This window comes from Aeromonas sp. R2-2, from assembly GCF_040908355.1.
Lineage (GTDB): Bacteria > Pseudomonadota > Gammaproteobacteria > Enterobacterales > Aeromonadaceae > Aeromonas > Aeromonas veronii.
The window spans coordinates 33,075-50,431 of the sequence record NZ_JBFODQ010000031.1; the positions used below are offsets into that span (position 1 = coordinate 33,075).

At 58.9% G+C, this 17,357-nt stretch carries 16 protein-coding genes; 9 read left to right on the plus strand and 7 right to left on the minus strand.

What is annotated here, in order from left to right; genetic code table 11:
- Positions 1 to 29: 29 nt before the first annotated feature.
- The 4 genes from AB5Z09_RS05860 to AB5Z09_RS05875 all read left to right on the plus strand — a co-directional run bounded on the left by AB5Z09_RS05860 (position 30) and on the right by AB5Z09_RS05875 (position 3,498).
- The gene (locus tag AB5Z09_RS05860) at positions 30 to 1,832 is read left to right on the plus strand and encodes an aminopeptidase P family protein (RefSeq protein ID WP_368194836.1); all 1,803 of its coding nucleotides are present in this window, start codon (positions 30 to 32) and stop codon (positions 1,830 to 1,832) included.
- 87 nt (positions 1,833 to 1,919) lie between these two features.
- Positions 1,920 to 2,324: a nitrous oxide-stimulated promoter family protein gene (locus tag AB5Z09_RS05865; RefSeq protein WP_368194837.1), complete on the plus strand. Its 405-nt coding sequence runs from the start codon at positions 1,920 to 1,922 to the stop codon at positions 2,322 to 2,324.
- 111 nt (positions 2,325 to 2,435) lie between these two features.
- The gene (locus AB5Z09_RS05870) at positions 2,436 to 2,933 is read left to right on the plus strand and encodes a GNAT family N-acetyltransferase (RefSeq protein WP_043822605.1); all 498 of its coding nucleotides are present in this window, start codon (positions 2,436 to 2,438) and stop codon (positions 2,931 to 2,933) included.
- A 97-nt stretch (positions 2,934 to 3,030) separates the two neighbouring features.
- Positions 3,031 to 3,498, plus strand: a complete 468-nt coding sequence (locus AB5Z09_RS05875; RefSeq protein ID WP_005340126.1) for a glycine zipper 2TM domain-containing protein — start codon at positions 3,031 to 3,033, stop codon at positions 3,496 to 3,498.
- Positions 3,499 to 3,580: 82 nt separating this feature from the next.
- Here AB5Z09_RS05875 and amt read toward each other — a convergent pair whose 3' ends face one another.
- The gene (gene amt / locus AB5Z09_RS05880; RefSeq protein WP_005355035.1) at positions 3,581 to 5,008 is read right to left on the minus strand and encodes an ammonium transporter; all 1,428 of its coding nucleotides are present in this window, start codon (positions 5,006 to 5,008) and stop codon (positions 3,581 to 3,583) included.
- A 505-nt stretch (positions 5,009 to 5,513) separates the two neighbouring features.
- Here amt and AB5Z09_RS05885 point away from each other — a divergent pair.
- Positions 5,514 to 6,437 carry a GGDEF domain-containing protein gene (locus AB5Z09_RS05885; RefSeq protein WP_075116122.1) on the plus strand — a complete coding sequence of 308 codons (924 nt, stop codon included), beginning with the start codon at positions 5,514 to 5,516 and terminating at the stop codon, positions 6,435 to 6,437.
- Between the two features lie 90 nt (positions 6,438 to 6,527).
- On the opposite strand, the gene AB5Z09_RS05890 is transcribed toward AB5Z09_RS05885, so the two are convergent.
- Positions 6,528 to 7,151, minus strand: a complete 624-nt coding sequence (locus AB5Z09_RS05890; RefSeq protein WP_368194880.1) for an outer membrane beta-barrel protein — start codon at positions 7,149 to 7,151, stop codon at positions 6,528 to 6,530.
- Between the two features lie 251 nt (positions 7,152 to 7,402).
- On the opposite strand from AB5Z09_RS05890, the gene AB5Z09_RS05895 reads away from it, so the two are divergent.
- Positions 7,403 to 8,041 carry an exopolysaccharide biosynthesis protein gene (locus AB5Z09_RS05895; RefSeq protein WP_236373258.1) on the plus strand — a complete coding sequence of 213 codons (639 nt, stop codon included), beginning with the start codon at positions 7,403 to 7,405 and terminating at the stop codon, positions 8,039 to 8,041.
- A 66-nt stretch (positions 8,042 to 8,107) separates the two neighbouring features.
- Here the strand turns inward: AB5Z09_RS05895 and AB5Z09_RS05900 are convergent, their stop codons facing one another.
- Both AB5Z09_RS05900 and AB5Z09_RS05905 read right to left on the minus strand, forming a co-directional pair.
- Entirely contained in the window at positions 8,108 to 9,382 is a 1,275-nt protein-coding gene (locus AB5Z09_RS05900; protein WP_368194838.1) for an amino acid permease, read from the minus strand.
- A 471-nt stretch (positions 9,383 to 9,853) separates the two neighbouring features.
- Positions 9,854 to 10,744, minus strand: coding sequence for a diguanylate cyclase (locus AB5Z09_RS05905; RefSeq protein ID WP_368194839.1), 891 nt, complete (start codon positions 10,742 to 10,744; stop codon positions 9,854 to 9,856).
- Positions 10,745 to 11,092: 348 nt separating this feature from the next.
- Between AB5Z09_RS05905 and AB5Z09_RS05910 the strand changes: the two genes are divergently transcribed.
- The 3 genes from AB5Z09_RS05910 (at position 11,093) to AB5Z09_RS05920 (ending at position 13,399) form a co-directional block, all read left to right on the plus strand.
- On the plus strand, positions 11,093 to 11,410 hold the full coding sequence (locus tag AB5Z09_RS05910) for a hypothetical protein (protein ID WP_005355042.1): 318 nt from the start codon (positions 11,093 to 11,095) through the stop codon (positions 11,408 to 11,410).
- A 23-nt stretch (positions 11,411 to 11,433) separates the two neighbouring features.
- Positions 11,434 to 12,060, plus strand: a complete 627-nt coding sequence (locus AB5Z09_RS05915) for a Vat family streptogramin A O-acetyltransferase (RefSeq protein ID WP_368194840.1) — start codon at positions 11,434 to 11,436, stop codon at positions 12,058 to 12,060.
- Positions 12,061 to 12,226: 166 nt separating this feature from the next.
- Positions 12,227 to 13,399 carry a hypothetical protein gene (locus tag AB5Z09_RS05920; RefSeq protein WP_368194841.1) on the plus strand — a complete coding sequence of 391 codons (1,173 nt, stop codon included), beginning with the start codon at positions 12,227 to 12,229 and terminating at the stop codon, positions 13,397 to 13,399.
- A gap of 153 nt (positions 13,400 to 13,552) precedes the next feature.
- Here the strand turns inward: AB5Z09_RS05920 and AB5Z09_RS05925 are convergent, their stop codons facing one another.
- The 3 genes from AB5Z09_RS05925 to AB5Z09_RS05935 all read right to left on the minus strand — a co-directional run bounded on the left by AB5Z09_RS05925 (position 13,553) and on the right by AB5Z09_RS05935 (position 17,335).
- The gene (locus tag AB5Z09_RS05925) at positions 13,553 to 14,593 is read right to left on the minus strand and encodes an IS481-like element ISAs19 family transposase (RefSeq protein ID WP_368194842.1); all 1,041 of its coding nucleotides are present in this window, start codon (positions 14,591 to 14,593) and stop codon (positions 13,553 to 13,555) included.
- A gap of 667 nt (positions 14,594 to 15,260) precedes the next feature.
- Positions 15,261 to 16,532, minus strand: a complete 1,272-nt coding sequence (gene thiH / locus AB5Z09_RS05930) for a 2-iminoacetate synthase ThiH (protein ID WP_368194843.1) — start codon at positions 16,530 to 16,532, stop codon at positions 15,261 to 15,263.
- Positions 16,533 to 16,567: 35 nt separating this feature from the next.
- Positions 16,568 to 17,335, minus strand: a complete 768-nt coding sequence (locus tag AB5Z09_RS05935; protein ID WP_144715999.1) for a thiazole synthase — start codon at positions 17,333 to 17,335, stop codon at positions 16,568 to 16,570.
- Between the last annotated feature and the right edge of the window lie 22 nt (positions 17,336 to 17,357).

Sequence of the window (17,357 nt, forward strand, 5' to 3'; positions counted from 1 at the left end):
TCATATAGCAACCATCTGGCACTAACGACATGAATAATTTCGAGATAATTGAAACCCGCGTCGCCCAAGTCAGGGCCGAGCTGGCCATGCAGGAGTTGGACGCCTTTATCGTCCCCCACGATGATGAGCACCTCGGCGAGTACATCCCCGCCTATGCCAAGCGGCTTGACTGGATCACCGGTTTCAACGGCTCTGCCGGGGTCGCTATCATCATGGCCCAGCGGGCAGCCCTCTTTGTCGATGGTCGCTATACGGTGCAGGCGCGGATGCAAACTCCCGCCGAACTGTTCGAATTCCTCCACCTCATTGAAAATCCTCATGTGCAGTGGCTGGCCGAACAGCTGCCGTCAGGCTCCCGGGTTGGCTTCGATGCCCGCCTGCACAGCCTGACCTGGTACAAGAATGCCAAGGCCGTGCTGGCCGACCGCGGTATCGAGCTGATTCGCGTCGAGCAGAACCCCATCGACCTGAACTGGAGCAATCGCCCGGAGCCGACCAAAAGCCCGGTCATCCTCTACAGCGAGGAGCTGGCAGGCCAGTCCAGCCAGTCCAAACGTGAACAGCTGGCGGCCGACCTGCGCAAGCGCGGGTTGGATGCGGTGCTGCTGACCCAGGCCGAGCCCATCAACTGGCTGCTCAACCTGCGCGGCCGCGATATCGACCGGTTGCCGGTGGTGTTGGGCTTTGCCGTGCTCTACGCCAACAGCAGCATGGATTTCTTCGTCGATACCGACAAAATTGACTGCTTCGCCTTCAGCCAGCACGTGGGGCAGGATGTCTCCGTCTACCCCATCGACAAGCTGGGCGACGTGCTGCAGCGCATCGGTGAAGATCAGCAGAAGGTGCTGGCCGATCCGGACAGCGCCAACGCCTGGACCCAGCTCGTCATGGAAGAGGCGGGTGCCATTCTGGTGGCTGGCCAAGACCCCACCATGCTGCCGAAAGCGTGCAAGAACGAAATCGAGCTGACCGGTATGCGTGCCGCTCACCTGCGTGATGGTGTGGCCATGACCCGCTTCCTCGCCTGGCTGGATCGGCTGGTCGCCTCCGGCGAGTTCGAAGGGGTGGATGAAGGCACTCTGGCAGATCAGGTGGAAGCGTTCCGCCGCGAGCAGGAGCACTACGTCGAGCCGAGCTTCGATACCATCTCCGCGCTCGGCCCCAACGCCGCCATGTGCCACTACCACCACACCAATGGCACCCCCCGTGCGTTTGGTCAGGACAGCCTTTATCTGCTGGACTCCGGCGCCCAGTATATGGATGGCACCACCGACATCACCCGCACCATCAAGGTGGGTGAGGTGAGCGACGAGCAAAAGGCGATGTTTACCCGGGTACTGCAGGGCCATATCGCGCTGGATCAGGCCCGCTTCCCCCGTGGCACCGCCGGTATCCAGCTCGACGTGCTGGCCCGCATGCCGCTGTGGCAAGCCGGTTACAACTATGACCACGGCACCGGCCACGGCGTCGGCCACTTCCTGAGTGTCCACGAAGGGCCCCAGCGCATCGCGCCGAAAGGGAGCATGGTCGCCCTGCAACCGGGCATGGTGCTCTCCAACGAGCCGGGCTACTACCGTGAAGATGGCTTTGGCATCCGTTGCGAAAACCTGGTAGTGGTGACCGAGCTGGAACAGGTTGGCGAGCTGCCGATGCTGGGCTTCGAGCGTCTGACCTACGTGCCGTTCGATACCCGCCTGATCGACCGCAGCCTGCTGAGCCCGGCCGAATTCCGCTGGATCAACGAATACCATGTCGAGGTGTTCCGCCGCCTGAGCCCGCTGCTCGAGGGCGAGGATCTCGCCTGGCTGGAGCAGGCAACCAGCCTCATCTGATGACACAGGGCCTGCGGGCCCTGTTTTTTATCCCCCCTTTTGACCTGTATCAACACCCAAAGCGAGCAGGTCAGGAGAATGGCGGCCATGAAAAGTCATCATGCCAGCCCAGCCCGGGGCTCACACGCCGCAGCCAGCAAAAAGGCGAGTGACCATCCCAGACTCATGCGCGAGCAGCAGACGGTCAGCGCCATGATCCACCTCTACTGCCAGCACCATCATCAGGATCCCCATTGCCGCCACTGTCGCCAGTTGCGGGATTTCGCCCATCAGCGCCTACGTCGCTGCCGTTATGGCCACGGCCACAAACCCACCTGCGCCAACTGCAATATCCACTGCTACGCCCCGGCGATGCGTAAACAGATCCAGCAGGTGATGAAGTGGAGCGGCCCGCGCATGTTGCTGCGCCACCCCTGGCTCACCCTTCGCCACCTGCTCGACGGCTTGCGCAAAGCGCCCAAACTGCCCCAGAGCCGCCCCCTGCCGCCATAGCCGCCAATCCCTTGCATCCAGCAGGGGATGACCACTACCCTATGACTCCTTTTTTGCCGTTGACCCCAAGGTCAGCGGCGTTGCCGATCCTTTGCTGCCGATGGAGTCCTGATGCACCACAACCCCCCCCTGCTACGCCCCGCCACCCACAATGACATGCACGCCATCTGGCAGATCGATGCCAAGGTGTTTGGCGAAGATGTCTATCCCGCCTTCTTCTTCCGTCAGGCGATGGATTTGTGGCCCGAGTTGTTGTTGGTGGCCGAATACGAGGGGCAGCTGGTGGGTTATGTGCTGGGGGGATTCGGTCAGGAGCGGTCGCAAGGCTGGGTGCTCTCGCTGGCGGTGCTGCCGGAGGCACGCGGTTTCGGCCTCGCGGAGCGAATGATGCGCCAGATGGAGGCCAACCAGCAGGCGCTGCAGATCAGCGAACTGCGGCTCACGGTCGATCCGGCTAATCCAGCCCAGCGCCTCTACTACCGGCTCGGTTACACATTGCAGGCGGAAATAGCCGACTATTTCGGCCCCGGAGAAGACCGTCTGCTGCTGGTTAAAACCCTCTCCGGTACAGCTGCGATTCAAGGACAAAACCGGTTACAGAACGCATAATTGGTTACATTTTGCCGATTTCATGTGTGACGGGGTTGGAGTAAAGTTCACTCATCAACCGGATTGTTCAAATTACGTGCAGCCCAGGAGGCCCACCATGTTGAAGCGTATGACCCTTATTGCCCTGCTGGCAGCGACCACCATCACCGGATGCGCCAACAGTGACGTTTACTCTGGCGATGTTTACACCAAAGACCGCGCCAAACAGGTGCAGACCGTCAGCTACGGCACCATCATCTCCACCCGCCCGGTGAAGATCCAGGCCGATGAGAACTCCCTGATTGGCACCATTGGCGGCGCCGTGGTCGGTGGCCTGCTGGGCAGCACAGTCGGTGGCGGCACCGGACGCGACATCGCAGCCGCAGGCGGCGCCATCGCCGGTGCAGCAGCAGGTAACGCCATCGGCAACAAGATGAATCAGGTCGACGGCGTCGAGCTGGAGATCAAGAAAGAGAATGGCGAAGCCATCGTGGTCGTGCAGAAAGCCAGCCCCACCTTCACCCCGGGCGCTCGCGTGCGCATGACCCAGGGCAATGGCAGCATCAACGTGGCCGTCGTGAACTAAGCGTGTGAACTCAGGCTTTGCAGCTTTAGAGTCATAAAAAAACCGCCGATCCCGGCGGTTTTTTGTTGTCTGGCATTCGGGATTACATGCTGTAAGCCTTCTCGCCGTGGGAGGTCACATCCAGCCCTTCCCGCTCGGCATCGCCATTCACCCGCAGACCCACCAGCATGTCGACCGCCTTGAAGGCAATCGCCGCCACGGCACCGGACCAGAGCAGAGTGACACCGACCCCGATAGCCTGGATCTTCACCTGAGTCAGGATGGAGTAGCCCTCGGCAACCTGATTGGTGACATAGTCCCACACCCCGGTACCGCCCAGATCCGGGCTGGCAAAAACGCCGGTCAGCAGGGCGCCGAGAATGCCGCACACCCCGTGTACGCCAAACACGTCCAGACTGTCATCGGCACCCAGCAGGCGCTTGAGACCGTGGACCCCCCACAGACCCGCCACGCCACTGATAAGGCCCATCACCAGACCACCGCCCACACCGACGAAACCGGCTGCCGGAGTGATCACCACCAGACCGGACACCGCACCAGAGGCGGCCCCCAGCAGGGAGGGACGTCCCTTCATCACCCACTCGGCCAGCGTCCATGAGAGAGCTGCCGCAGCCGGCGCAACCCAGGTGTTGATAAAGGCAAGTGCGGCGATACCGTTGGCTTCCAGCGCGGAGCCCGCGTTGAAACCGAACCAGCCGAACCAGAGCAGGGAGGCGCCGATCATGGTCATGGTCAGGCTGTGGGGGGTCATGGGATCACGACCGTAGCCCAGACGCTTGCCCACCAGATAGGCACCCACCAAACCCGCCACGGCGGCGTTGATGTGCACCACTGTGCCGCCTGCAAAATCCAGCGCACCATGCTGGAACAGATAACCCGCCGTTGCGGTCGCTGTGGCCGCAGCCTCGGCGCTGGTATAAGCATCCGGACCCGCCCAGTACCACACCATATGAGCCAGTGGGATATAAGCGAAGGTGAACCAGATCACCGAGAAGAGCAGCACGGCAGCAAACTTGATGCGCTCGGCAAACGCCCCCACGATAAGGCCGCAGGTGATGGCGGCAAAGGCCCCCTGGAACACCACATAGATCAGCTCGCTGATCCCGACCCCCTTGCTGAAGGTGGCGGCGATGGAGTCAGGGGTTACACCCTTGAGCAACACCTTGCTGAAGGAGCCATAGAAATTGCCCCCCTCGGTAAAGGCCAGCGAATAGCCGTAGATCACCCAGAGCACGCAGATGAGGCAGAACAGGGTAAAGACCTGCATCAGTACGCTCAGCATGTTTTTGGCCCGCACCAGACCACCGTAGAAGAGTGCCAGACCGGGGATCGACATCAGGATCACCAGCGCCGCCGAGAGCAGCATCCAAGTGTTGTCACCCTTGTTGATTGTCATGGCGGCAACCGGTGCCACCGCCGCCTGTACCTGAGCGACCTCTTCGGCCCAACTTGGGGTAACCAGCAAGGCAGGCAACATCGTCAGACCCGCCATCATCCATTTTTTGACCATAGAGCACTCTCCTTCCCTGTCGTACCGGTACAAGACCGGCTCCGTTTCCCTGATTGAATCTGTGGCGAATCGCAAGGTGTTGCTGCAACCCGCCAGAATCACACCCGCGCCCTGCACGGGGATGCCTCTTGCCACTTCCTCATCACCGCGTCTGCCGACAATGACCGCAAGAGACCGTCTGACATGTAAAAAGCATAAAGCGGGCCACAAATTTAAATCCTTTTAAATCATTGCATTAGTAAGATCACGCATCATCAACGCACCAATTTGGCGCATGAGCTGCGCTAACCTGCCCAGGGTCGCCCTGTCACAGGGCAGGCGATACGTCGCGCACCAGAAGTGCGCAAACCCGGAGCCAGCCCACAAGCTGACGTCATCGATATCGCGCGCTGCGGGCCCGCTCGTTTACACTGACAGACCAGCCGTTTCCTGTTATCCGACCACGGCATGCCATTACGCAGCCTCTTGTTTGCAAGCTGATGGCAGGCCCAATCCGAGGAACACCATGCAGTTCGATCGTCTCGACATCAGCCTCTCCCACTACCGTCATCTCGACCGGGAGCATCGCGCCCACATCGCGCTGCTGGGGATAGTGATGCTGGCCATCATGGCCCTTCACCTGTTGCTGCTGCCCCACTTCCCCTACGAGCGCTTTTACGCCGTCAGCTTTGGCTTCGAGGTGATCAACTGGCTCACCATGCTGTTCCTGTTCTGGGTGGTGCAGTGCGCCCACCTGCCCACCCACACCTACCGCATGCTCTCCTGCGGTCTGATGTTGTGGATCATGGGGGCCACCGCCGACATCATGGATGAGCTGGTGGCGCAGCCACTCTGGCTCGCCATCTATGCCGAGGATCTGCTGAGATCCAGCGGCATCCTGCTCAGCAGCATCGGCATCCTGAGCACCATGCACCATCTCTTTCACATCAATACCCAGCTCAGACAGCAGGCGCTGTTTGACGATCTGACTAGGCTGCCAAACCGGCGCTACTTTCATCAGCAGCTGTTTCTGGAACAGGGGATTTGCCACGCTCTCATCCTGCTGGATCTGGATCACTTCAAGCTGATCAATGACAACTACGGCCACGATATCGGGGATCGGGTGTTGCAACAGTTTGGCGAGCTGTTGCAACAGCACTGCCCACCCGGTGCGCTGGCGGCCCGTGTCGGGGGTGAAGAGTTTGCCCTGCTGCTGCCCGTCGCCCACGAAGCCGAGCTGCAGCAACTGGCCAACACCCTGCTCACTGCGACCCGCACCATAGCACCCGACCCGGCCCATACCATGACGGTCAGCCTGGGAGTGGGGATCCGCGAGCCCAAGGAGCCGGCAGTCTCGCTGTTCAAACGGGTGGATCAGGCGCTTTATGGCGCCAAGGAGGCGGGCAGAAACTGCGCGGTATGGGCGACGCCGACTAACAAGGAGGCGTGAAGAGCTACCGATTGGTTACCGATCACGGCGGAACATTGCTGCTGAAACAGGGGCCCAAGGGCCCCTGTTTTATGGGGAAAATCCCCTCGCCTAAAAGCGGAAGGTAAGACCGATATTGGCCTGCCACTGAGTTACCAGCTCCCCGCGCACCTTGAACACGCACTGCTCTGGGTTGCAGAGAAACTGGTTGTTGTCGTTGACCAGCGAGCCATAACCGCGCACCTCAGCCCGCAGCGCCAGATGCTCGGCGAGGCGCGGTTGCACCCCAAGCGCCAGCGACATGGAAGGGGTCACCTCGCTGTCGTAGGCGGCAAAGCGGGTCACCCCGATCCCGGCGCCGATGTAGGGCGCCATCAGGTTGTCAGAGAGGGTCAGCGCACCGGCAAAGTGCAGGATGTCCACCGTCAGGCGATCCGGCTGATCGGGGGAGAGGGTGGTGGACTGGTGGCTGTAGAGCAGTTCGATCATGCCGGGGTCATCCACCTCCTTGCTGATAAAGAAGCCCCAGCTGCCGGAGCCCTGCCCCTGCAGTGAATCAAACGATGCAGAAAGCGGCACCGGCTGCACCACCTCGTCACTCTTCTCGAAGTCGATGGCTGAGCTGTAGCCGAAAAATGGCGTCACCTGCCAACCGGATGTGGTCGCGGCCTCGCTACTCCAGGCCTGCCCCAGTGGCAGCAACAGCCCCATCATCGCTATACCGGCTCTCTTCATCATCATCCCCTGCTCCCTGTGTGATTGTGCAGAAAGCATACCAGAGGCGTCCTAGGCCCATCCTAAACGGCGGCTGTACCGGATCACTTTCATCGCGCGATGTCCCCCTCGCCAGAACCTCTGCCGAGCCGCCCCACTGGCGCAGCTACGCGCCCCCGCCACCATTCATCGACGGTTAACCTCTGCCACGTATGCTGGCGCCAAATCGGGTCATCGGGGCCCGCTATCACCACTCAGAAGGACATCAGGGAATGGTTGCCGCGCAACTTCACGACCCCAAAACCACCCTCGCGGATACCCTGCGGGCCACCGCGCATGCCATCGATGAGAGCCACATCAGCCTGCGCCAGATGCTCGCGCTGGTGGGCGAGCAGGGCATGCTGCTGTTTTGCGTGCTGCTCACCGTCCCCTTCCTGCTGCCGGTCTCCATCCCCGGCGTCAGCACCCCGTTTGGCCTGCTGATCCTCTTTATCGGCATCGGCATCACCCTCAATCGGGTGCCCTGGCTGCCCGCCATGCTGATGGAGCGCCGCTTCGCCGCCGACCAGCTCAAGCCGACCCTGCACAAGGGGGCGGATCTGCTGGCACGGGTCGATCGCGTTATCCGCCCGCGCCTGCTGGTGCTGACCGGCAGCAACACGGTCAACCGCTGCAACGGCCTGCTGATCATGCTGGCCGCCCTGCTGCTGATGCTGCCCCTGGGCGCCATCCCCTTCACCAACGCCATGCCTGCCTGGGCCATCTTGCTGCTTGCCACTGGCATGTTGCAGCGGGATGGTCTGTTCGTCGCCAGCGGCTATCTACTGGTAAGCGCAACCCTGGTCTGGTTCAGCGTGCTGGCCATCGGCTTGCTGATGGCGGGCCAGAGCGCCAGCGGCCTGCTCGGCTAACCCCGATGCACAGAAAAAGGGCGACCAGATGGTCGCCCTTTTTGATTTGTGCGGGATACCGCCCGGTCAAAGCAGATCGTAGATAAGGGCTGAGATGGCAAGCAGCCCCATCACCAACACAAAAAGGGTACTCGGCCCGCGATAACGCTTGAGTGCGGGCAAGCGATAGATGGAGCAGGCCGGCAGCAGAAACAGGATCACCGCGATCAGCGGGCCACTGACGCGCTCGATGATGTCGAGCACGTTGGGGTTCAGATAGGTGATGACGGCGGTCACCATAAACAGGATCATCGACGAGACCCGCGCGATGGTCGCTTCACGCAGGGAAAGTCCCAGCCCCTGACAGGCGCCGCTCACCATGCTCACCGTCCCCTCGCTCACCCCCATAGAGGTGCCTAGGAAGGATTTGGACATGGCCAGAATGGCGATGAGTGGCCCCACATAGGCGATCAGCGGGTTGGAGAACTTGTTCGCCAACGCCGACAGCACCGAGATATTGTCGGTGCGGGCCAGCGCCATCTCCGCCTGACTCAGACTCATCACGCAGCTCACCACGAAAAAGAGCACGCTGCCGCAAATCAGCATGCTGCTGCACTTGATGATCCGCTTGGCGCGCAGGTCGGCACTCTCCTGACAACGCTTTTTCTGCGCCGCGCTGAAGGAAGAAATAATGGGCGCATGGCTGAAGGAGAACACCATCACCGGCACGATCAGCCAGAGGGATTTCCAGAACGCCGGATCACGCCAGTCCACCGCCTGACTCTCGCTGAAATAGGAGAGGCTCCACTGGGGCAGCAGATAGATGGAGAGGCCAATCAGAAAGGCGACCATCGGTAGCGCCAGCACGCTGATGGCCGACACCACGATCTGTTTGCCGGCCAGCAGCACCAGATGCAGGCCCAGCATCACCCCCAGCACCAGCAAGCCGCGCGGCAGCTCGGCATACCCCAGCTGGTGGACTACAAAGCTCTGGATCGCATTGGTGATGGAGATGCTGTAGACCAGAATGATGGGGTAGAAGGCCATCAGATAGACCAGCATCAACAGCTTGCCCGCCTTGGCACCGAAGTGCTCCTCCACCACATGGGTGATATCCCCCTCCTTGTGGGAGCTGGAGAGCACAAAGCGGCTCAATGCCCGGTGGGAATAATAAGAGAGCGGAAAAGCCAGCAATAAAATAAATAGCAAAATAACCGGAGAATTACTGCCAACAGTAATAGGGAGAAATAACGTACCGGCACCGACAGCAGTGGCATATAGGCCCATGGTCCATACCGAATCGCTTTTCTCCCATTTCAATTTTGAAACAGGGTTACTCTTTTCAGCAATAGAAACACTCATTGCAATATATACCTTATTAATCTGTCATCATTATTTTTATTGGCCCGAATAACAGGCTGGAGATATGTCGTTGCATATCGCCCTGCACATGAAAAAACAACGCCGCCAGCGGCCAACAGGGCCACCGGAGAGAAACGGAGCTGCCACGCTACCATCGTTGAAATCGCCATCCGGGTCAAGGTTAATAATTCATGACTGTTTGAATCGGAATGTTTCAAAAGACAACAGGATGTATCACATTCGTCACCCAAAACCAGATTCACGCCTGTTTGATAACATACCGATAAAACCTCATGCTGTTGCCCAACAACACAAATAAGACCAGCGATCAGGCCGATAATATTAACACCTTAAGCTGTGGAATATGAGTTAAATAATACGGCCAACTTTTCTACTAATTGACAGTGATGCCAGCCAATTTATTCAGGGTAAAAGCGCAGGCTATTTCCCACAGCGACCGGGGTGGCACTCTCAACCTGCCGGGCAGTGCGCCACCCGGTTGCGCCCTGCCCGCTTGGCCCGATAGAGCCACTCGTCGGCCCGGGCCAGCGCCTGATTGATCTCCTCCTCCGGCTGCACCAGAGTTGTGCCCAGACTGACCGTGATGGCAACCGGATCGGCAGGCAGCGCTTCGACGGCGGCGCGGATCTGCTCCGCCATCTGCTGCAAACCGGCTTCATCGATCCTCGGCAGCAGGATCAGAAACTCCTCGCCACCGCTGCGCACAAAGAGGTCATCCGCCCGCAACAGGGCATCGATACAACTACTGAAGCGCTGCAAGGCCCGATCTCCCTGCTGGTGGCCGTAACGATCGTTGAGCTGCTTGAAGTGATCGATGTCGAGCATGACCAAGCCGCAGGGGGCCTCGTTGCCCCTCACCTGCTGGCAATGTTCGAAGAAGTAGCGGCGGTTATGGAGGCCGGTCAGCTGGTCGGTTTCACTCTGGCGCAGCAGTCGCTGCTGCAACTCGTACTGGCGAGTGATATTGCGGGTCACCCAGGCCACCGCCCGCTTGCCGTCATAGAGGGAGGGCAGCGGCGCAATCTTGCCCTCAAAACGCTGTATCCCTTGCGGCCCGGCGGCGGCATTGATCCCCCCCACCTCGGCTGCTGAGAGCTCATACTCCACCACTCGCACCTGACCGCTCGCCAGCGACTCGGCTACCTGCGCCTTGACCCACATGGCCATCTCGGGTGGCAGCACATCGGCCAGCTGCTTGCCCGTCAGCGGATTGCCGTCGTGATAGGATTGCTGCTCCATGCCTCCGATATATTCCACGTAATAGCCATCTTCACTGAGGATAAAGACGGGATCTGGCAGCTGGGCCATCACTTCATAAAGCTGGGTTACCGAAAGCGCCACGAAGACTCCTGTACTTCAACGTCAAACAGGGGGGAGATATTCTGCCTCAAGAGGAATCACACGCCCTCATCGTCAGCGCAGAAAAATCTGCGGCCACAGCCAACAATCCTTTACATCTAGCAGCCTGCCAGCCTCTCGGCCACCACAGGTGGCAAGCACGTTGCTACTCCCGCCACTGCGCTCGCTCACGGCGGCGAAAGCCCCCTCACCCGGTCACGCATATCCCATTGTTTCAACTCACAAGTTCATTTACGCTGGCCGTCCTGAGTCCAGTTTTCACCTCATCAGCCATCAGGGAGCCAGCCACCCGCAACCGCAGGGGCTGTACCACGGAAAAGGAATCGCCAGATGAAAAACGCCATCGTTACCGCCCGCTTCGACGCCATCAGCACCGAAGGGGAACAGCTCACCCTCAAGATCGCCATCAAGGCCCCCGAGCCGGATCCCAAGTCCGCCAGCGGTGACTGGCGCTGCAAGGTAAAGTTGGCTGGGCTGAGCGACAAGACCTTTATCTACGGCATCGACAGCCTGCAGGCCCTGAGCCTCGCCATCAAGTTTGTCGAAACCGAACTGCGCGCTTTCTCCGATGCGGGCTGGCAGTTCTATCTGCCCAATTGCCCCGATCACCCCATCGACATGAGCGCCTGTTACTTCCCGGCTCTCTAGCCCGGCCCATCCAAGGAGACCAGATGCACGGACCCGATCCCGCCAATCCCCACCCCATGAACGGCTTTCCCCAGGTGTGCTTTATCAAGAACACCATCAAGGGGCCCAATATCGAGGTGGGTGACTACACCTATTACGACGACCCGGAGGATTCGGCGGGCTTCGAGCGCAACGTCCTCTACCACTTCCCCTTCATCGGCGACAAGCTGATCATCGGCAAGTTCTGCGCCATCGCCCGCGGGGTGAAGTTCATCATGAACGGCGCCAACCACCAGACCTCCGGCTTCTCCACCTACCCCTTCTTTATCTTCGGCAACGGCTGGGAGAACGCCGCCCCTGCCCCGGGCAGCCTCCCCTACAAGGGCGATACCGTGATCGGCAACGATGTCTGGATTGGCTATGACGCCCTGATCATGCCGGGGGTAAAGGTCGGCAACGGCGCCATCATCGCCGCCCGCTCAGTGGTCACCGGTGACGTGCCCGCCTATGCAGTGGTCGGCGGCAACCCGGCGAAAGTGATCCGCTACCGCTTCGACGACGACACCATCGCCCGTCTCAACGCCATCGCCTGGTGGGACTGGCCGGTAGAGCGGATCAGCCGGAATTTGAACTTGATCGGCGGCGGGGAGATAGCGGAGTTGGAAAAATGAGTTGAATAGAGATCAATCAGGGTCATGCTGTGATTATTCCATATAGCGAGGTTGTTGTATCTCACGCATCCCGATTAAAAGGCTTCGGACAAAACCCAGATAACGCTACACTGATTCACAAATTACATTAGATTCTTTTAATTTATGACCTATGACAAGGAAGATAATGAAGTCATCGACCCTAAATACCTTGATGGTTGCTAAAGCGATCTTTAGCGAGACCAAACACTTAATTAACTCTGGCAATAAGCATACTTGTACTGCGGGGATTATTTTATTACAAGATTTTATTGAGCTCGTCGTCCTTGCCGCTTTAGATGAGCTTGATGTGGATGAACAACGGGCATTAGAATCTAAATCCTTTGACGATCTATTAGGTGAACTAAAAAAAAGAAAAGTTCCAGTTATAAAATCTGGAACTATTAAGGCCCTTAACAAGCAGCGAGTAATTTCAAAACATTATGGACAACTTGCAGAGCCTGCATCAGTCGTAAATTATTTTGATGTCGCTACTCAATTTATTGACACCTTATTAGAAGCAGTTGTGGGGGCAAAATTACAAGAGATATTTCTCACAGATATATTGGAAGATGGTAATGTCAAAGATTTAGTAAGAGAGTCCATTGAAAAATGCAATCATGAAGAGTTCTTAGATGCTCTTGTAGGATTGCGTAAGGCCTTTTTCGTTGCGTATGAGCATGAATATTGCGTCTATGCATTTAGAGAACGAGATAAAAATGATAACAGACTGTTAGGACTCCTAGGGTTAGGCGTTTCAACTGGAATGAAGGCTCAAGACTGGAAAAAAAATAAGCAGTGGATAGATGACCATGTTGACAAACCTACCGATTACATACAGGTAGACCATGAGCAATTAAAGACAGATTGTATGGAATTGGGTATTAGCACTGTTGATATTGAAAACTTCAGACGGCTAACTCCTGAAGTAGTAATGACGGAGAAAGACTCATGGCATTATGAGTATTCCCCTGCGTTTATTGCAAATGAACTAAATAAAGAAAACTTCAATTACTGCCTCGATCTTTTAATAGATTTTTTACTTAAAAAACAAAAAATGGAATCCAGCAGACGATATCTAAAAATGGAAAAGTCCATACCTGCACCTCCAATATATATTGGCAAGCCAGTATTTAAAAAGCCATCACAACAGTCGGAGCAAATATCCTCCGTAAAAGAAGATTATTATTACTCTGTTAACAGGATTGTTACTGGGTTCGATTCTTCTGAACGCTACCTATTTGTACATTTATATCCACAAAGAGATCAGTTTGCTGTTGAAGATTGGATATGGGGATATTTGCTAATTGAAGAACACTAGACAATTAATAAAAATATTGGAACTCCCACCGTTTTATGACCACGTAGCAGAGCTGGAGAACAGAGCCACTGATGAACTGAGTTGCACCTAAAGCAAAGATGGGCGGTACAGATCTAGTTATCACCTGACACCGGCCTCAAACCGGTGTCTTGTTTACGCTACTTTAGTGCGCACTTCCTTCGGTATCAATTTCAGACCCTTTTTGAACATGCTGTAGGGAGTCTGTCCTTCCATCATCCTGCCCTGATGTGGCCGCTGGGTGTTGTAGTGATCCAGATAGCTGTCCAGGTCTGTCTGCATCTGCTCCACTGATTCATACCAGGTCGTCCTCCCCTTGATACGGAAGTGTTCATCCAGCAGGGTGCGATGTAGCCGCTCGATAAAGCCGTTGCTCTGCGGCCTGCGTACCTTGGTGGTCCGGTGCTCAATCCCCTCCAGTTGCAGGAACAGCTCGTAGGGGTGATGGTCAGGGCGCCCGCAGAACTCGCGCCCGTTGTCCGACAGGATGGTATAGACCCGCGCCTCGTGAGCCTCGAAGAACGGCAGGACCGTTTCGTTGAGCACATGGACCGAGGTCACCGGCAGCTTGCTGGTGTAGAGCCGTCCCCAGGCGTGGCGGCTGTAGCAGTCCAGTACGGTTTGCAGATACACCTTGCCCACCCCCTTGAGTGCGCCGACGAAGAAGGTGTCGACCGCCACCAGTTCCCCGGTGTAGTGGACCTCTATCTGACGTTCGCGAAACTCGGGGCTGAAGCGCTCGAGCAGGCGGATCTGCTCGTCATTGAGCTCAATCGTCTGTTCCCTGTGGGTTTTCTCGAGGCGCAACAAGCGGTCATGCTTGGAGAGCAAGTCGTGACATTGCCACACGCCACGCACACCGCCCGCACTGACGTTGATGCCTTGCAGAGCCAGTTCTTGCGCGACCCGCAGCGGGCCATGGGTTGGTCTGGTGAGAGAGTAATCGAGGATGGCTTGCTCAATCTCGGGAGCGACCCGGTTGGGATGCGCCCCTTTACAGCCGGGGAGTTTGTCGAGCAAGCCCTCGGCGCCATAGGTCTGATAGTTACGGCGAATCTCGTAGAACTGCTGACGGCTGTAGCCGATGAGCTTGCAGGCTTTGCTGACGTTATTGAGCTCTTTGGCGAGCTCTAGCAAGCTGAGTTTACGACGTGCTACTTTCTCGTTGGTGGTCATACGGTGACTCCAGATAACACGGTAGGGGTACCGTTTTGTTATCCGGTTTGAAGCCGTATGACCACTCCCTTTTGTGGGCAACTGCAGGTGAATATCATCTCCATACAGATGGGCACTATCTTGGCTCCCCCTCCAATCCGCCGAGGGGAAGGGGCAAGGTCAGGAGCGTCATCAGGGATGATGGCGCAGACGCAGCCGGCACAGGGGCCAGATCGGGAAAGGGCGAGCACAGCTCGACCCGATTCGGCGCGAGAACAGGGATGTTCGAAGCGGGCTTTGGCCGAAGCCATGGATGGCGAAGGTCAAAGGCCCGTCGGCGTGTGCCGTCGGACAAGCGGGTGCGCCGAAGGAACCCGGCAAAGTCGGGCGAATAAGCGGGGAGAAGACCTTTGGTGCATTTTTTGATAAGAGCGGGTCTTTCCAAAGTCACTCGCCCAAGCCCGAAGGGCGGGCGAAAACCCTTCGAGGCCAGCGGCCTCGCGTCCTGCACGGCGAAGCCGTGCCACCACACAACGGCCCCTGCCGCCAACGCCATACCTCGGAACGGACGATTACGCCTACCGGCTAATCGACCCTACGATTGCACGGTAAGGCCGTGCCTGCTCGCCACAGGCACGGAGTCTGGCTGGACGCCGGATGCCACCGGCAAAGGGGGGCGTGGCCGCCCCTATCGGCCCAGGAAGGGTTCCCAGTCCTTGAACACCGGCTGCAACCCTGCCTGCCGCACGGCGGCGGCCACCTCCCCCACCGGGCGATCGTCATGGATGGCGAACTGCTCCAGCTCCTCTTTATCCCCCTCGGCATAGCCCCCCGGCTGGGTGCGCGATTCGGCCGACATCTGGGTGATGCCAAGGCGCACCGCACCGTTGCGAAAGGTGGCCGACTCGCGGGTGGAGAGCGACAAGTCCAGCGTCGGCGAGAAGAGGCGCCAGGCGCAGATCAGCTGGGCCAGCTGGCGATCCGACATGACCACGGCAGGTTCAAGTCCGCCGGTGCAGGGGCGCAGGCGTGGGAAGGAGAGCGAGTAGCGGCTCTGCCAGTGGTGGCGCTCAAGCCAGCTCAGATGCTCGGCGACAAAGTAGCTGTCGGCGCGCCAGTCCGAGGAGAGACCGATCAGCGCCCCCAACCCTATCTTGTCGATACCGGCGCGACCCAGCCGATCCGGCGTCGCGAGGCGCCATGCGATGTCCCGCTTATTGCCGCGCAGGTGGTGGCGGGCGTAGGTGGGGGCGTGGTAGGTCTCCTGATAGACCATGACGGCGTCGAGGCCGAGGCTCTTCAGCTCGGCATAGTCGGCCTGCGAGAGGGGCTGCACCTCCATCCCCACCGTGCTGAAGTGGCGGCGGATGATGGGCATCACCTCGCGAAAATAGGCGAGCCCCACCTTGTGCTCGTGCTCGCCGGTCACCAGCAGCACGCTGTCAAAACCACGCGCCTTGATGGCCAGACACTCGCGCTCTATCTCCTCGCTATTCAAGGTCTTGCGCTTGAGACGGTTGCTCATGGAGAAGCCGCAGTAGGTGCAGTCGTTGGCGCACAGATTCGACAGATAGAGCGGCACATAGAAGCCGATGGTGTTGCCAAAGCGCTGGCGGGTGAGCCGCTCGGCCTCGGCCGCCATCTGCGGCAGATACGCCTCGGCGGCTGGCGAGATCAGCGCCATAAAGTCGCTCAGGGTTCGGCGGGGGGCGCTCAGCGCCCGCTCTACATCGGCGGCCGTCTTGGCGCGGATCTGCATGCCGATATCGTCCCAATCCAGCTCCTGCCAGCGATTGGCAAAATCCAACCCCCTCCCGGCCTCCCCCTTGGGAGGAGGAGGAGCGCAGGGCTCACCCCCTTCAAGCACCGAATCAGCCGGAGCCCTCACCCCCAGCCCCTCTCCCAAAGGGAGAGGGGGGCTAAACACATCAGCCTCGGGAGAAACCGAGAAAGAGGACATGGCCATTGGCTCTTGCCCCGAGCCAGCATCATGACTCATAACGCCCCCAGAAAATCGGTCAGCGGGCTGGAGGCTTGGGCCTGCAGGGCGCGGGCGCCAAGGCCTGCCTCATAGGCGCTGCGACCGGCAGTGCAGGCCAGTGCAAATGCGCGGCCCATGGCAATCGGGTCGCCGCTCACCGCGATGGCGGTGTTGACCAGCACGGCATCGGCGCCCAGCTCAAAGGCGGCGGCGGCATGGCTCGGCGCACCGATCCCCGCATCCACCACCACAGGCACATTGGCCTGCTCGACGATGATGGAGAGAAACTCCCGGGTCACCAGCCCCTGATTGGAACCGATGGGGGCGCCGAGCGGCATCACGGCGGCGCAGCCCACCTCTTCCAGCCGCTTGCAGAGCACGGGGTCGGCCCCGCAGTAAGGCAGCACCACAAAGCCCTCTTTCACCAGCTGCTCGGCGGCTTTCAGCGTCTCGATGGGATCGGGCAGCAGATAGCGCGGATCGGGGTGGATCTCCAGTTTGAGCCAGTTCGTCCCCAGCGCCTCGCGGGCCAGGTGGGCGGCAAACACCGCCTCGGCGGCAGTCTTGGCGCCGGAGGTGTTGGGCAGCAGCTTGACCCCGAGTTGCAGCAAGGGGCTCAGGATATCGTCATGGGCCTTGCCGGGTTCGAGCCGCTTGATGGCCATGGTGACCAGTTGGGAGCCACTCGCCTCGATGGCGGCGGCCATCAGATCCGGGCGGGCAAACTTGCCGGTGCCGGTAAAGAGGCGCGATGAGAAGGTGTGATCGGCAATTGTCAGCATGTCAGCCTCCGGCCACTGCGAT

Coding starts and splice junctions, on each gene's coding strand:
- AB5Z09_RS05925 (WP_368194842.1), bottom strand. CDS start 14,593: ATGACCACCAACGAGAAAGTAGCACGTCGTAAACTCAGCTTGCTAGAG.
- amt (WP_005355035.1), bottom strand. CDS start 5,008: ATGGTCAAAAAATGGATGATGGCGGGTCTGACGATGTTGCCTGCCTTG.
- AB5Z09_RS05860 (WP_368194836.1), top strand. CDS start 30: ATGAATAATTTCGAGATAATTGAAACCCGCGTCGCCCAAGTCAGGGCC.
- AB5Z09_RS05920 (WP_368194841.1), top strand. CDS start 12,227: ATGAAGTCATCGACCCTAAATACCTTGATGGTTGCTAAAGCGATCTTT.
- AB5Z09_RS05885 (WP_075116122.1), top strand. CDS start 5,514: ATGCAGTTCGATCGTCTCGACATCAGCCTCTCCCACTACCGTCATCTC.
- AB5Z09_RS05865 (WP_368194837.1), top strand. CDS start 1,920: ATGAAAAGTCATCATGCCAGCCCAGCCCGGGGCTCACACGCCGCAGCC.
- AB5Z09_RS05895 (WP_236373258.1), top strand. CDS start 7,403: ATGGTTGCCGCGCAACTTCACGACCCCAAAACCACCCTCGCGGATACC.
- AB5Z09_RS05890 (WP_368194880.1), bottom strand. CDS start 7,151: ATGAAGAGAGCCGGTATAGCGATGATGGGGCTGTTGCTGCCACTGGGG.
- AB5Z09_RS05870 (WP_043822605.1), top strand. CDS start 2,436: ATGCACCACAACCCCCCCCTGCTACGCCCCGCCACCCACAATGACATG.
- thiH (WP_368194843.1), bottom strand. CDS start 16,532: ATGTCCTCTTTCTCGGTTTCTCCCGAGGCTGATGTGTTTAGCCCCCCT.
- AB5Z09_RS05910 (WP_005355042.1), top strand. CDS start 11,093: ATGAAAAACGCCATCGTTACCGCCCGCTTCGACGCCATCAGCACCGAA.
- AB5Z09_RS05935 (WP_144715999.1), bottom strand. CDS start 17,335: ATGCTGACAATTGCCGATCACACCTTCTCATCGCGCCTCTTTACCGGC.
- AB5Z09_RS05915 (WP_368194840.1), top strand. CDS start 11,434: ATGCACGGACCCGATCCCGCCAATCCCCACCCCATGAACGGCTTTCCC.
- AB5Z09_RS05875 (WP_005340126.1), top strand. CDS start 3,031: ATGTTGAAGCGTATGACCCTTATTGCCCTGCTGGCAGCGACCACCATC.
- AB5Z09_RS05900 (WP_368194838.1), bottom strand. CDS start 9,382: ATGAGTGTTTCTATTGCTGAAAAGAGTAACCCTGTTTCAAAATTGAAA.